At 66.8% G+C, this 14,980-nt stretch carries 11 protein-coding genes; 3 read left to right on the top strand and 8 right to left on the bottom strand.

Annotated features, from left to right (window positions below):
• Positions 1 to 42: 42 nt before the first annotated feature.
• On the bottom strand, positions 43 to 2,199 hold the full coding sequence (locus ATE67_RS06810) for an acylase (protein ID WP_197411893.1): 2,157 nt from the start codon (positions 2,197 to 2,199) through the stop codon (positions 43 to 45).
• Between the two features lie 160 nt (positions 2,200 to 2,359).
• Here ATE67_RS06810 and ATE67_RS06805 point away from each other — a divergent pair, with 160 nt between their 5' ends.
• Complete coding sequence (locus tag ATE67_RS06805) at positions 2,360 to 3,934, top strand: leucyl aminopeptidase (RefSeq protein WP_058816386.1); 1,575 nt, start codon at positions 2,360 to 2,362, stop codon at positions 3,932 to 3,934.
• Positions 3,935 to 4,192: 258 nt separating this feature from the next.
• A complete protein-coding gene (gene clpB / locus ATE67_RS06800; protein WP_058815992.1) occupies positions 4,193 to 6,772 on the top strand; it encodes an ATP-dependent chaperone ClpB in 2,580 nt (859 codons plus the stop codon).
• A 51-nt stretch (positions 6,773 to 6,823) separates the two neighbouring features.
• Here clpB and ATE67_RS06795 read toward each other — a convergent pair whose 3' ends face one another.
• The 4 genes from ATE67_RS06795 to ATE67_RS06780 all read right to left on the bottom strand — a co-directional run bounded on the left by ATE67_RS06795 (position 6,824) and on the right by ATE67_RS06780 (position 9,206).
• Positions 6,824 to 7,159 carry a hypothetical protein gene (locus ATE67_RS06795; protein ID WP_058815991.1) on the bottom strand — a complete coding sequence of 112 codons (336 nt, stop codon included), beginning with the start codon at positions 7,157 to 7,159 and terminating at the stop codon, positions 6,824 to 6,826.
• 13 nt (positions 7,160 to 7,172) lie between these two features.
• The gene (locus ATE67_RS06790; protein ID WP_197411892.1) at positions 7,173 to 7,502 is read right to left on the bottom strand and encodes a hypothetical protein; all 330 of its coding nucleotides are present in this window, start codon (positions 7,500 to 7,502) and stop codon (positions 7,173 to 7,175) included.
• Positions 7,503 to 7,569: 67 nt separating this feature from the next.
• Entirely contained in the window at positions 7,570 to 7,902 is a 333-nt protein-coding gene (locus tag ATE67_RS06785) for a hypothetical protein (protein WP_058815990.1), read from the bottom strand.
• 119 nt (positions 7,903 to 8,021) lie between these two features.
• A complete protein-coding gene (locus ATE67_RS06780) occupies positions 8,022 to 9,206 on the bottom strand; it encodes an aspartyl/asparaginyl beta-hydroxylase domain-containing protein (RefSeq protein ID WP_058815989.1) in 1,185 nt (394 codons plus the stop codon).
• A gap of 156 nt (positions 9,207 to 9,362) precedes the next feature.
• Here ATE67_RS06780 and ATE67_RS06775 point away from each other — a divergent pair, with 156 nt between their 5' ends.
• Positions 9,363 to 10,388 (top strand): hypothetical protein, encoded by a 1,026-nt coding sequence (locus ATE67_RS06775; protein WP_058815988.1) that lies wholly within the window; start codon positions 9,363 to 9,365, stop codon positions 10,386 to 10,388.
• A gap of 91 nt (positions 10,389 to 10,479) precedes the next feature.
• On the opposite strand, the gene ATE67_RS06770 is transcribed toward ATE67_RS06775, so the two are convergent.
• The 3 genes from ATE67_RS06770 to ATE67_RS06760 all read right to left on the bottom strand — a co-directional run bounded on the left by ATE67_RS06770 (position 10,480) and on the right by ATE67_RS06760 (position 14,958).
• The gene (locus ATE67_RS06770; RefSeq protein ID WP_058815987.1) at positions 10,480 to 13,560 is read right to left on the bottom strand and encodes a TonB-dependent receptor domain-containing protein; all 3,081 of its coding nucleotides are present in this window, start codon (positions 13,558 to 13,560) and stop codon (positions 10,480 to 10,482) included.
• A gap of 265 nt (positions 13,561 to 13,825) precedes the next feature.
• Entirely contained in the window at positions 13,826 to 14,755 is a 930-nt protein-coding gene (locus ATE67_RS06765) for a M23 family metallopeptidase (RefSeq protein ID WP_058815986.1), read from the bottom strand.
• The gene (locus ATE67_RS06760) at positions 14,752 to 14,958 is read right to left on the bottom strand and encodes a DUF2093 domain-containing protein (RefSeq protein WP_058815985.1); all 207 of its coding nucleotides are present in this window, start codon (positions 14,956 to 14,958) and stop codon (positions 14,752 to 14,754) included. The genes ATE67_RS06765 and ATE67_RS06760 overlap by 4 nt, the downstream gene beginning before the upstream one ends.
• Positions 14,959 to 14,980: the final 22 nt, after the last annotated feature.

The raw sequence follows: 14,980 nt of genomic DNA, 5'->3' as shown, positions 1-14,980 counted from the left end.
GGCGGCACTCTATCAACGGTTTAGGGCGCGCTTCGCAGGCTTTCAAGGCCGATAGAAACGCGCGCCGCTGGCCCGGAGCGCCGCCGGATCGAACAGCACGGGCTTCAGCTTGTGCGCCACGAACAGCTTCGCCTGATCATTGTAATGCGGACTGCCCGGCCGCGTCGTCGCCGCGCCGAACGGCTGGATCGATTCCGACCGCACCTTGCCCGCCGCGTCCCAGGTCACGAACATGATGAAGCTGTCGCCATGGCGCACCTTAAGCCGCCCGTCGGGCTCGACGTCCCACAGCGTCGATGCGCGCACCGTGTCGTTGCCGCCGTCGAGCGGCAGGTCGACCCGCGACGCGCCCTCGCCGTGGCGGAGGCGCAGCACCTCGCCGAGCTTCGGGTCGAGCCCGGCGAAATGCTCTTGCAGATGGTTCACCGTATCGGTCAGCACCTGCCGCGCGTCGGGTTCGGCCTTGCGCTGATAATGGCTGCCGTTCGCGGGGCGCAGCACCATCAGCGCCAGCGCGTCGCCCTTGCCCTTGCCGTCGAGAGTCCAGTCCCATGCGCGGAGCAGCGCCTGCGCGTCGGCGAGCGCCGGATCGCCCTTGGTGTCGAGCGCGAGAAGCTTGTCCATCCACGCCCTGGCATAGCCGGTCTTTGCATAGGCGGTGTCGTACTTGATCGTCTTCAGCCGCGCTTCGTCGATCTGCCCCGACGCCTCGAACAGCTCGATCAGCCGCACCGCGCGGTTGGTCATATCGTCCTCGACCCCAAGCAAAGGCGAGAAAGCCGCGGCATCGAGCTCGTCACCCGGCCCCGCCGCGACCCACGGCGTGTTGTTCGCGTTCATCACATAGCCCGAGCGCGGATTGACCAGCGCCGGGACGCGGTCGAAGGGCAGCGTCTTGGTCCACAGGTCCGCCGAGGTGTCGCCCGGCAGGATGCCGCGCCAATTGTAACCGGCGGGCCGGTCGGGGAACATCGCGTTGTAGAAAAGCCCGATATTGCCCCTCGCATCGGCATAGATGAAGTTGGTCGCGGGCACGCCCTGCCCCGCCATCGCCGCGCGCCACTCGGCGAAATTCTGCGCCTTGTTCAGCCGGTAATATTGGGTGACCATCGCCGACTGGTCCATCCCGGCATACCGGATCGCGAACGCGCCCTTGTCGTTCCTGATCACCGGTCCGTGCACCGAGCGATAGATGGTCTGCGGCACGGGAAGCACGAACGGCCCATATTTGACCCGCAGCCAGATGCGCCTCTGCTCGAGCGGCAGCCATTTGCCGTCGAAGCGGTATTTGTCGCCGCTGTCGTCGAGCACCAGCTTGTACACGTCGATCAGGTCGGGCCGGTTCACCGTGTTGGTCCAGCCGAGATATTTATTGTGGCCGAGGAAGGGGTAAGGCGAGCCGGGGAAGTTCGCGCCCGCGAAATCCCAGCCCTCGCCCGAATGCACGACCAGCTCGTACCAGGCGACCCCGCCGGTCCACGGCTGGTGCGAGTTGGAGACGAGCCGCGTCGCGCCGTCGGTCGAGCGCGCGGGGGCGACCGCCATGCCGTTCGAGCCATTGGCTTCGGGATCGCGGCCCACAGGCGTCAGCGCGCGCGGGACCAGCTTGCCCTTGGCGTCGAGCGACGGCCCGCCCTCGCGGCCGAGCGGCTTGCCCTCGGTCAGCCCGCCGAGCACCGAATCGAGCCCGAAGAAGAAGGGCGAGCGCAGCACGAAACCCGCGACGACATCCTCGCCGGTCACCGGGAACAGGCCCGACAATCGCACCTCGTCCGGATGCTTGTCGGCATAATGGTTGAGCCCCGCCGCATAGGCGGTGAACAGGATCTGCACGTCCTTCGGCAGCCGCGGCCAGTCGCGCGCCGTGGTCTTGCGCACGTCGAGCAGCTCGGCGGCATAATCGACCTTCGCGCCATCCTCGCCGAGCATCGCCCCGGCGCGGCCGCGCGTCATCGCCAGCACCTCCTGCAGCGTCGAAAAATCATCTTCGGCGTGCGCGTACGCCACACCATAGGCGACATCGGCATCGGTCTTGCCGAAGATGTGCGGCACGCCGAACTTGTCGCGCGCGATCCGGACGTCGGTCGGCTTGTACAGCGGCGCCTTGGGCGCCTTTGCGGTCAGCGGCTCCCAGACGGCGAGCGACACCGCGGTCAGTAGCAACAGCACCAGAAACCCCAGTCCAATCCGTCGCAGCATCTCTGGTCCTTATCGAATATTCACGATCGAAACTTCGCGCGCTGGTGTGGCGGCCATGTCGTCCGATGGCAAGCGGCTGTCGTTCGTCGAGCCGGATTTGCGGACGGCCGTCTTCGGGCTATGCAAGCAATATTCAGAGCAAAACGGGGAATTTTCGATCATGCGTACCAAGAGCTTGCTTCTCGCCGCCTGCCTGTCGCTGACACTGGCGCCCGCCGCCCACGCGCAGACCGTCACCGGATCGGGCGTCGTCCCGAGCGCGGCCGCGAACAGCGCCGAGCGCGCGATCGGCTTTGCCGCCAGCGCGCCCGCAAACGGTGCGCTGGTGGTCGTGATGACCGATGCGACGCTGCCGCCGCTGGGCGGCATCGCGCTCGGCGCAAGCGAGCGGGGGGCGATCGCCGCCGCAGTCGCCGCCGCCAGCTTCGACGGCAAGGCGGGCAGCACGCTGTCGCTCCGCGGCATCGGCGCCTGGTCGCGCATCCTGCTCGTCGGCGCGGGCACGACCCCCGCGCCGCTCGCGCTCGCCGAAGCGGGCGGCAAGGCCGCGCAGGAGTTGAAGAGCGAAGCGCACCCCGTCACCGTCGCGGGCGCCTATGGCGATGCCGGCGCCGCCGACGTCGCCTATGGCTTCGCGCTCGGCCAATATCGCTTCGACCGCTACAAAACCGTCGACAAGAAGGCCCCGCCGACGGGCGCCGTCACCCTCGTCGGCGCGAACCCCGTCGCCGCCGAGGCCGCGTACAAGAACCGCTGGAAGCCGCTCGCCGACGGCGTCCGCCTGTCGCGTGACCTCGCCAACGAGCCCGCGAACGTCATCTATCCCGAGAGCTTCGTCGCCCGCGTCCGCGAGGCGCTGGCCGGGACGCCCGGTGTGAGCATCGAGGTGCTCGACGAGGCGGCGATGCGCAAGCTCGGCATGGGGACGATCGTCGGGGTCGGTCAGGGCAGCCCGCGCGGTTCGCGCCTGATGCTGGTGCGCTATCGCGGCGCCGGCGCCCCCGACGCGCCGATCGCGTTCGTCGGCAAGGGCATCACCTTCGATTCGGGCGGCATCTCGCTGAAGCCCGGCGCGGGGATGTGGGACATGAAGGGCGACATGTCGGGCGCCGCCTCGGTCATGGGCGCGGTCGTCTCGCTCGCCAAGTCGCGCGCGCCGGTGCATGTCGTCGGCGTCGCCGCGCTCGCCGAGAATATGCCCGACGGCAATGCCCAGCGCCCCGGCGACATCACCCGCACCCTGTCAGGCAAGACGATCGAGATGCTCAACAGCGACGCCGAAGGCCGCCTCGTCCTCGCCGATGCCAATGAATATGTCGCGCAGGCGTACAAACCGCGCGCGATCGTCAACATCGCGACGCTGACCGGCGCAATCGTCGGCGCGCTCGACGACCAATATGCCGGCCTCTTCGCGCGCGACGAAAAGCTCGCCGCCGCGCTGCTCGCCGCGGGCACCGCCAGCGGCGAGGAATTGTGGCGGATGCCGCTCCACAAAAATTATGCCGAAAAGATCAAGTCGGACATCGCCGACATCCGCAACATCGCGCCGAGCCAGGGGCCGGGCGCGAGCATCGGCGCGCATGTCATCGGCTATTTCGTCGATGAAGCGACGCCTTGGGCGCATCTCGACATCGCCGGTGTCAACGACGCCAGCAAGGCCTCGCCGCTCGTTCCCAAGGGCATGACCGGTTTTGGCGTGCGTCTGCTCGACCAGCTGGCGCGCGATGGGCAGTAGAGGATAGCCGTAATTTTTGCGCGCGACGACGCGAAGGCGCGAAGACGGGCAGTGCCGGGCGCAAGGCTCTTTTCTTTGATGATTACGGCCCTTTGCGCCGCGTACAAGAGATGCCGCTTCGCCGCTGGCGCGTCCTCTTCGCGTCTTCGCGTCTTCGCGTGAAATCTTTTCTGACGCCGCGGCGCCCGCAACCGCCGCCCGCCCCTTGTGTTGCCAAATGGCAACACTATCTCTGACAGCGAGAAAGGGGCTTTCGCCATGAACCTCGAGAAATTCACCGACCGCGCCAAAGGCTTTTTGCAGGCGGCGCAGACGATCGCAATCCGCATGAACCATCAGCGGATCAGCCCCGAGCATATCGCCAAGGCGCTGCTCGAAGACGGTCAGGGCATGGCGGCGGGACTGATCCGCGAAAGCGGCGGCGACGTCGCGCGGGCCACGCAGGGCATCGATGCGCTGCTCGCCAAGGTTCCGGCGGTGTCGGGTTCGGGCGCGCAAGCGACGCCGGGGCTCGACAACGACGCCGTGCGCCTGCTCGATCAGGCCGAGCAGGTCGCCGCCAAGGCGGGGAGCGAGTTCGTCGCCGTCCAGAATATCCTGCTCGCGATGGTGCTCGCGCCGAGCACGCCGGTGGGCAAGGCCTTCGCCGATGCGGGCGTCACGCCCGAGGCGCTGAACGCCGCGATCGCGAAGCTGACCGGCGGGCGCACCGCCGATACCGCCTCGGCCGAGGACCGCTATGAAGCGCTCAAGAAATTCGCCCGCGACCTCACCGAAGTCGCGCGCGAGGGCAAGCTCGACCCGGTGATCGGCCGCGACGAGGAAATCCGCCGCACCGTGCAGATCCTCGCGCGCCGTACCAAGAACAATCCCGTCCTCATCGGCGAACCCGGCGTCGGCAAGACCGCGATCGCCGAAGGGCTCGCGCTGCGCATCGTCAATGGCGACGTGCCCGACAGCCTGAAGGACCGCCGCCTGCTCGCGCTCGACATGGGCGCGCTGATCGCGGGCGCCAAATATCGCGGCGAGTTCGAGGAGCGGCTGAAGGGCGTGCTCGACGATGTGAAGGCCGCCGAGGGCGAGATCATCCTGTTCATCGACGAGATGCACACGCTCGTCGGTGCGGGCAAGGGCGAGGGCGCGATGGACGCGTCGAACCTGCTCAAGCCCGCGCTCGCGCGCGGCGAGCTCCACTGCATCGGCGCGACGACGCTCGACGAGTATCGCAAGCATGTCGAAAAGGATCCCGCGCTCCAGCGGCGCTTCCAGCCGGTGTTCGTCGGCGAACCGACGGTCGAGGATTCGATCTCGATCCTGCGCGGCATCAAGGAGAAATACGAGCTGCACCACGGCGTGCGGATCACCGACGGCGCGATCGTCGCCGCCGCGACCTTGTCGAACCGCTATATCTCCGATCGCTTCCTGCCCGACAAGGCGATCGACCTGATGGACGAGGCTGCGAGCCGCATCCGCATGGAGGTGGAGTCCAAGCCCGAGGAGATCGAGAGCCTCGACCGCCGCATCATCCAGATGAAGATCGAGGAAGCCGCGCTGTCGAAGGAAAGCGACGAAGCGTCGAAGGACCGGCTCGCCGCGCTCCGCGCCGAACTCGCGAACCTCGAACAGCAGTCGGCCGAACTGACGCAAAAGTGGCAGGCCGAGAAGGAAAAGATCCACGCCGAGGCGAAGATCAAGGAAGAGCTCGACGCCGCGCGCTCGGCGCTCGAGCAGGCGCAGCGCGCGGGCGACCTCGCGAAGGCGGGCGAGCTAAGCTACGGCACCATTCCCGCGCTCGAACGGCAGCTCGAGGAGGCACAGGCCATTTCGAGCAACGCGATGCTGCGCGAGGAGGTGACCGCCGACGATATCGCCGCGGTGGTCAGCAAATGGACCGGCATCCCCGTGGACCGGATGATGGAAGGCGAGCGCGAGAAATTGCTCGGCATGGAAGAGACGCTGACCCAGCGCGTGATCGGCCAGGACGAAGCCGTCCGCGCCGTGTCGACCGCCGTCCGCCGCGCCCGCGCGGGCCTTCAGGACCCGAACCGCCCGCTCGGCAGCTTCCTGTTCCTCGGCCCGACGGGGGTCGGCAAGACCGAGCTCACCAAGGCGCTCGCGCGGTTCCTGTTCGACGACGACAATGCGATGGTCCGCATCGACATGTCCGAATTCATGGAAAAGCACAGCGTCGCGCGGCTCGTCGGCGCGCCCCCGGGCTATGTCGGCTATGAAGAGGGGGGCACGCTCACCGAAGCGGTGCGCCGCCGCCCCTATCAGGTCGTGCTGTTCGACGAGGTCGAAAAGGCGCATCCCGACGTGTTCAACATCCTGCTCCAGGTGCTCGACGACGGGCGGCTCACCGACGGGCAGGGTCGCACGGTCGATTTCACCAACACGCTGATCATCCTGACCTCGAACCTCGGCAGCCAGGCGATCGCCGCGCTGCCCGACGACGCGCCGATCGAACAGGCCGAGCCCGCGGTGATGGAAATCGTGCGCGCGCATTTCCGGCCCGAGTTCCTCAACCGGCTCGACGAGATCGTGCTCTTCAATCGCCTCGCCCAGCGGCATATGGCGGGCATCGTCGACATCCAGGTCGCGCGCGTCCAGAAACTGCTCGCCGACCGCAAGGTCACGCTCGACCTCACCGACGCCGCGCGCGCGTGGCTCGGCCGCGTCGGCTACGACCCCGTCTATGGCGCGCGGCCGCTCAAGCGCGCGGTGCAGAAATATCTGCAGGATCCGCTTGCCGATCTGATCCTGAAAGGCGAAGTGAAGGACGGATCGACGATCAAGGTCGACGAAGGCGACGGGGCGCTCAAACTTACCCCGGCATAACCATGAAGGGCGGCAGAAATGCCGCCCTTTCCTTTGCAAAGGCCGCCGGTCTCAGCAGGTGCCGGTCGCGCGGCAATCCCCTGCTTTGCTGGCATAGGCGTCCATCGTGTCGCGCGAATCCTGGTTGCCCTGCACCCACAGCTGCTTCCACTCGTCGTTGGTGTGGCAAACACGCGCTTTCTTCACCAGCGATCCGATCTCCTCGATCTTGCGGCATTTGATGAAATCGGGGTGGGTCGGCGCCAGGCCGACATTATAGGCCTTGATCTCGCTGCCGGTCATGGTCGACGCCGGCCGGTCGAGCGGCGGCCGGCGTTCGGTGCCGGTGGGAGCTGCGGCCGGCGCTGTCGACGCCGCCATCGCCAATGCGATCATCAGGTGTACCATATCGGCTGTCCCTTCACTGCGGGCGGATTTGCGGACCGATCTGATCGGCCGGTTCCAGCGAATTGCTGTGGCCGCGTTCGATGTTCGCCAGCGTGTCGCGCGCGTCCTGATTGCCCTTGTCGGTAATCCGCCGCCATTCGGCGTTGGTGTGGCAGACGCGGCTCTTCCGCACCAGCGATCCGATCTGTTCGATCCGGCGACAGCGGATATAGTCGGGCGAATTCGCCGCGCGTCCGACATTGTAGGCGGCGATCTCGTCACCCGTCATGTCCGACGGCGCGCGGGCAAGCGGCGTTTCAGCGGCGTCGCTTGCGAGCGCAGGCGAAGCCGCCGCCAAGGTCATCAAAATTCCCAGACTTGCAGCTCTAAGCATCGAATTCTCCCATGGCGGGAATTACCCGGGGCAGCGATCAGTTCGAGGTGCCGGCCTTGCTCGTCATCGCCTCTGCCGTTTCACGTGCGCTCGTCGCGCCCTTTTCAAGCGCGATCTTCCAGTCCGCATTGGTGTGGCACACCCGATTCTTCTTCACCAGCGAACCGATTTCGACCGATTTGCGGCATTTGATATAATAAGGATGGGTCGGCGGCAGCCCTTCGTTATAGGCCTTGATCTCGGTCGGCGTCATCAGCGACGGGGTTTTCGGCGGCGGCGTGCGGTCGACCGCGGCGGTCGTTTCGGCGGCGAAAGCGGCCGGCGAAGCCAAAAGCGCCACGGCGGCGAGGGCAGATAAAATGCGGGTCATCGAAAATCCTCCTAGCGCGGGCCAAGCCCGCAGCCTCGATGCGGCATCATATGGCTGGTGCGCGCTTTCGCAAAGCTGAATTTCGGCCAATGCCAGACACCTGCCGGGGGGTATCGCCCTCAGCGCGGGACGGCATAGCCCGATGCATCGGCGGACGCGAAATAGCGCAGGAGCAGATCGCGCTCGCCCGCGGTCAGATGCGGATTCCACACGTCGAAGATCAGCACCGCGCGCAGCTCGTCGCTGTCGTTCCACGCTTCATGTTCGATCGTGTCGTCGAAGGCGAAGGCCCGGCCCTCTTCCCAGCTGCGCGTCTCGCCGCCGACGCGAAAGCCGCAGCCGGGCGGGACGATCAGCGGCAGATGGACGATCGCACGCGTGTTGGTGACGCCGGTGTGCGGCGGGATGCGCGTGTGCGGTTTGAGCATCGAGAAAAAAGCGCTCGGCGCGCGTCCGGGAATATGCGCGCCGGGAATGGCGGCGAGGGCGGCCGCCGTCGCCGGGCAGCGATCGAGGACCGGCTGGTTCGGCACGCCATATTCCCACAGGAAGCACGCCCCCCAGTCGAGGCGGTTGTCGAGCCCGGTCCAGATCGAATCGGGGGTCCCCGCCTCCATCCGCACATAGGGGCGCAGCGCTTCGCCCGGATCGTCGAGCAGGGCGCCGAGCTCGGCGCGGATCGCATCGGTCTGCGCCTCGATCTTCGCCATCCACGGAAAATGCCCGCGGTCGAAGAATTCGTCGGCAGGCAGGAATGGGTAATAAACGCCCGCACATTCGTTCTGATAGATGCGGCGGCGACCGAGTGCGCTCGCGATAAAGGCTTCGCCGCGCCGGACTTCGCCTTCGGACAGCGCGCCGCGGATTTCGTCGAAAGCTTCCGAGGCGGCGGTGAACATGCTGCCCGTCGCGCCGTCGATGAACGCCTGCCCGTGCGCGAGCAACGGCGCGAGCGCCGGCGGAACGGGGTCGAGCTGGGCGGCAAGCGCAACCCCGGCGCTCCAGGCCGCGAGCGCCGTGCCCTTGTCGCCCTGCGCCTCGTGCCGTTCGGCCTTGCGGATCCACGCCATCAGATCGCGGCGGTCGATCGCCAGCGCGGCGTCGAGGGCGGCAAGCTCGCGCGCCTCGTCGCCCAGCGCCCGCCACGCCGAGGCAAGATTGCGCTGGAGCGCGCCCGATCGCGGGTCGGCGGCGATCGCCGCCGTGAAATGCGTTACCGCAGCGTCGAAGTCGCCGGCCTGCAGCGCCGCGATCCCCAGCCGGTTGGCTTCGACGGCCGCTGCGGGCGGAACCGAACTCGTCATCGATTCAGGTCCGCCGCCCCGGCGAACCCTGGAATTTCATCATGCCCCTGCGCCCCCGCATCGTCCCCAACCATTTGCGTCGAATCCGGGCCGGCGCGACGGCCGGCTCGATCCGCCATGCTTGCCATCGGCGGGGGCAGTCGGCAAGGTCGATTGATGACCGTCGCACCGTCCGTTTCCGCCCTCGTCCGCGACGCCGAGTGGCTCGCGCACCGCTATGATCCGGGTCATGACGCTTTTCATTTCCGGCGCGTCGCGCGGGCGGCGCGCCAGTCGGTTCCCTTCCTGACCGATCTGCATCTGGGCGCGGACGATTCGCCGGTCGTCCTGCGCCGGACCGAATGCCGCGAGGCGGTCGAGGGCGACACGCGCCCGCTCCATTTCCTGTTTCATTCGGCCTATTGCGCGTCGACGATGCTCGTCCAGGCGCTCGACCGTCGGGGAAGCGCGACGACGCTGTCCGAGCCGGTGCTGCTCAACGACATGGTGGGCTGGCGGCGGCGCGGCGCGGAGCCGCGCGTGCACGGCCGGGTGATGGACGATGCGCTGACGATGCTTGGGCGCGGTTTCGCGGCGGGTGAAGCAGTCGTCGTCAAACCCTCGAGTATTTTCAATCCGCTTGCGCGCGGCGCGCTGATGCTGCGCCCGCAGGCGCGGGCGATCCTGCTCCATGCGCCGCTCCGCGCCTTTTTGCTGTCGGTGGCGCGCAAAGGCATGTGGTGCCGGCTGTGGTGCCGCGAATTGCTCGAGAGCTATCTTGCCGACGGCTATGTCCAGCTCGGCTTCGAGCCGCGCGACTATTTCCGCCAATCGGACCTGCAGGTCGCCGCGATAGGCTGGCTCACCCAGCAACAGGCGTTCGCGGCGCTCCTCGACTGGGCGCCCGACCGGATCGTCTCGCTCGACAGCGAAACACTGACCGCCGATCCCGTCGCCGCGCTCGGGGCGGCGATCGACCATTACGGCCTGTCGGGCGATCGTGCCGACCTGGGCGGGCATCCGGCGCTCGGGCGGAACAGCAAGTCGGGCGCCCCCTTCGCGGCGGGCGAGCGTCAGCGCGATCTGGCCGCGGCCGAAGCGGCCTATGGCGAAGAGATCGAACAGGTCGCCACCTGGGCCGAGGCGGTCGCCTCACAGGCCGGCATTCCCCTCGACCTGCCGCAGCCGCTCCGCGTGGGCTGACCCGACGCCATTCGGCCCGATCCCTTTCGATCCATAGAAAAAGGGGCGGACATTGCTGTCCGCCCCCAATTCTTGCCGTAGCGTGAAGCGACTAGAACTTCAGCTTCGCCGACACCGCATAACGGCGGCCCAGCGCGTCGTAGGACGACGGGAAGGTGTTGCCGCTGTTGTAGGTGGTCGAACCGATCGTGTTGCCGACGATCGGCGGCTTCTTGTCGAGCAGGTTCTGAACCGTCGCCGTGAAGGTGAGGTTCTCGCTGACGTTGAAGCGAGCCGTGAGGTCGAAATAGTGCGCCGCCTTGATCTTGCGGAACTGCGGATCGACGACGCAACCGTTGGGGTCGGTGCCCGTCGGATCGGGGCAGCCCGTCGCCGGGTTGGTGCCCGCCGCAACGGCAGCCGCGATATCGTCAGCCAGCTGCTGCGGTTCGAACGACACGGCATCCTGCCAGCGCCACAGCAGCGACAGGTCGACCTTGTCGAAGCCGAACGTGAAGCGCTGCGAGAACTGGAACTCGGGCTGGATCGAACCCGTGAACGAGCAGTTCACGCTGTAGTAGCCGACGCACTCGCGGTTGAGCGAAGCCGGGTCGGCAGCGTTCGAGTTGAACTTCGAGCTGTGCGTCCAGTTACCGACGAACGACCAGTCGAGGCTCGCGAAGCCCAGATCGGTATTGTAGTTCATGATCAGGTCGACACCATCGGTGAACAGCTTACCCAGGTTGTTCGTGGTACCGAACAGACCGGGCGTCGTTGCCGGGTCACCGTCAAGGCCGCCCGTGATCGGGTTACGACGGATCGCGGTACAAGCCGGATCTGTCGCGCTCGATGCGGTAACGGCACCGAAGCAGGCGTTGATGATGTCACCCGGCAGCGGCGTGCCGAGCACGTCGGTGACCTTGATGTTGTAATAGTCGACCGACATGTTGAAGCGCGGCAGGAAGTCCGGCTGCCACACGAGACCGAGGGTCCAGGTGTTGGCCTTTTCCGGCTGCAGGTTCAGGTTACCACCGGTGGTGATGTTCGCCTGAGCCGCCGTCGGGTTGGTGATCGAACCGATCGTGCCCGCCGGAGCGCCCTGAGCGATACAGACCGCGCGCAGGTTGGCGTTGCCAACCGGAGCGGCGCCCGCGCAGGGATCGATGCCGAGGTTGGTCAGGCCAACCGAAGTCGGCGTGAACAGTTCGCCGATGTTCGGTGCGCGAACGGCATGGCTGTAGTTGCCGCGGAACTTGACGCCAGCGCCCGGCTCCCAGCTGCCGCCAGCCTTCCAGGTGGTGGTGTTGTACCCACCGGCACCCTGAATGCTGTAATCCGAATAACGGATACCGGCTTCGAGGGTCAGGCTTTCGAAGAAGGGCTTGTCTTCGATCAGCGGTGCGACGATTTCGGCATAAGCCTCATAGACGTCATAGCCACCATCGATGTCCGGAGCCGCACCGCCGGCGCCGCCGAGTTCACCCGGGGTCTTGGCGAGAAGATCCGACGCCTGCTGCGCCTTATACTTGCGGTATTCGCCACCGATCGCGAAGCCGATCGGCTGCACGGCGCCCGGCGAAGTAAAGCCGAGGTCGCCCGAAATGATCGCGCGCGCTTGAGCGAGCGAAGTCCGGTTGGTCGTCGAGCTGTTTTCCGAAAGGAAGTCGGCAGCGGCGGGCGAGATCGACCCTTCGGGGCCGAACAGATTGATCGGAACGCAGCCGTTCGACGGATCCTGGCAAACCGGGTTGGCGAGCGTGCCGTTGACCAGCGAGCCCTGACGGAAGCGCGACTGCAGCGTGTAGCCCTTGATCGTTTGAATATTTTCCGACTCGCCGTAGGCGCCTTCGATGCTCCAGTCGATCGTGTCGGTGATGCCGCCACGGGCGCCGACGCGATAGTCGAAGAACGTTGTCTGGTAGTCGCTGATACGCGGGCCGACTTCCGGCGTACGGCGGTTCAGCGTAACCGTGACTTCACGATAGTTCGCGTCGGTGCGGCCGGTGGCCGTCGCCGCTGCGGCGCATTCCGCGGGGGTGAAGCGCGGCGTGTAGACGCCGTTCGTCGTCGACGTGTTGAATGCGCAGAACTGGTTGCGCAGCGTCGCAGGCAGGAACGGGTTGTTGAGGTTGATGGTAACAGTGCCGCCGAACGAACCCGACGGGGCGATGATCGTCGAAACCTTGTTCTTCGAGAAGATGCCGCGGGCATAGACCTCGACCGCGTCCGACACTTCGTAGTTCGCCTGGCCATAAATGTTATAGCGCTCGAACGGGGTCTGGAAGATGTTGAACGGGTTGAAGTTATAGGTCGCGAAGGTGCCGACAGCCTGGCCGGCTGCGTTGACCTGACGGACACCACCGTTACCGGTGCCGTTCGGGTCGGGCGTGGTATTCGGGGTGTTGGTGCCGGCGATCAGCGGGCGGGTGCCAGAGAAGCGCGACGGAACCGAGGTTCCCGAACCCAGGAAGGTGTTCGAATAGCTGTCGAGCGTGTTGTCCGAGAACGGACGCGCACCCTGATAGACGGCGTCGGCCTGCTGGTAGCCGATGCTGAGAACCGCGTTGCCGCGGCCGTCGTCGAAATTCGCACCGATCGTCGCGTCGACGCGGAAGACGTTGCCGTCGCCCTGTTCGGTGATCTGTTCCGAAGCCGTGACTTCCAGACCCGCAAAGTCGCGCTTGGTGACGAAGTTGACGACGCCGGTGATGGCGTCCGCACCATAGGTGGTCACCGCGGCGCCGGTCAGCGCGTCGACGCGCTCGATCAGGGCCAGCGGGATGTTGTTGAGGTCGACGCGGCCGTTCACATCCGACGGAGCGACGCGGTTGCCGTTCAGCAGGACGATGTTGCGGGTCGAGCCGAGGCCGCGAAGGTCGACGTACGAGCCGCCGGTGTTGCCGTTGTTGACGGCCGAACCCATGTTCGGAACGACGCCAGGCAGTTCGCGCAGAACTTCTTCCGCGACGTTCGACTGCTTCAGTTCGATCGCGTCCGACGTGGTCACGTTGACGGGGGTCGACTGTTCGAGGTTGGGGTTGCGGATCAGCGTACCCGTAACGACGATTTCGCCGCCCGTGGTCGCGCTGTCCTCAGCGGCGTCCTGCGCATAGGCAGGAGCCGAAGCCAGCGCGATGCCCATGACGAGCGGCGCGGCGCCGAGCTTCAGCTTGGAATAGTGGGTTGTCTTCACAGTGCAGTCCCTTGCTACTGATGGTGATGTTACCTGGGCCCCCATGGCGCCGGCGAAGTGCCGACGCACAGATGCCCCGATAGCACGCGGGATGATCGCTCATTCATGTTGAGTAAAGGGAATTTGCCCGGCGCCCGGCGGTTTCGGATGCCATTGTGACGTATTTGCAACAACTGCGGGATTCCGCGACATACAAGGCGGTTGCACTGCACAATCCGCGACATTTTGTTTCAGGGGAAACAAAATGTCGCGCCTGCGATGGGGCTCAGCTGCCGATGGGTCCGGCCAGCTTTCCGGGGTCGAGCCGGGCATCGTGCCATTTGAGGCCCCAATGCATGTGGGGGCCCGTCGCGCGCCCGGTCCGGCCGACGGTTCCAAGCCGCTGGCCCTGCACGACGCGGTCGCCGACCTTCACGTCGAGCCGCTGGCAATGCAGGAAGGCGCTGCTCAGCCCCATGCCATGATCGACGATCAGCAGATTGCCCTCGAGTGTGAAAGGCGCCGTCGCCGCGAGCGTCACCACGCCGTCGGCGGGCGCGACGAAGGGCGTGCCGGCGGGCACCGCGATATCGGTGCCGCCATGATAGGTGCCGGGCTTGCCCTGATAGCCGCGCTGCGACCCGAAAAAGCCCGACAGCCGCCCGGTCACCGGCCAGCGAAACGCCTGCCGCCAGCCGTCGGACTCGACCGCGACAGCGCGCGCTGCGGCGATCTGCGCCAGCTCGGCCGGCCGGCGGCGTTCGAAATCGGCGTCGCTCGCCGCGCTGCCGCGATAGGGCGCGTTGATATATTCGATCCGCCAGCTGCCCGGTGCGACGCTCAGCACCCGCTCGGCGCTCCGGCCGTCGGCAAGCGTCACCGCGAGCAGCGCCGTCGGCCCGGCATCGCGGTCGAACGCCATCAGGAAGCCGCCGTCGGGTGCGACTGCGAGCGGCCTGCCGTCGAGCGTCAGGCTGCGCGTCCCCGCCGGCGCCTGCCCGATCAGGATCGCGCCCTGCTCGGGCACGCCGCGCAATGCAAAATCGGTGCGCAGCGGCGGCAAGGGTGCGGTTGGCGGCGGGACGCTGGCGGCGGGGCGCGGCCCGGGGCGCGGCGTGTGGGGCGCATCGACCGGCGCGGCAGGCGGCACGCAACCGGCGGCAAGCATCATCAGGGGCAGGACCGCGGCCAGGCGCGGCCGGTACGCGCGCTTCATGCCTTGGCGTCGAGCGCAGCCTGTACCGAAAGGGCGGCGGTCGCATAGGGCTCCTGCCGCGCGACCGACCAATAGCGGAGCTCGTCGAGCCCGATCGGCACCCCGCTCACCGCGCACAGCACGTGGTCGCCGGGCGCCAGAACGCGGAACCCATTGGGTCCATAGTGCAGGCGGGCAAGGCGGTTGCGGCTGGCGATCAGCATGGTTTCGGGTCCATCGAAGCGT

The sequence above is a fragment of the Sphingopyxis sp. H050 genome (genome assembly GCF_001468265.1).
Classification (GTDB): Bacteria; Pseudomonadota; Alphaproteobacteria; order Sphingomonadales; family Sphingomonadaceae; genus Sphingopyxis.
This window is presented reverse-complemented; position numbering and strand designations above follow the sequence as displayed.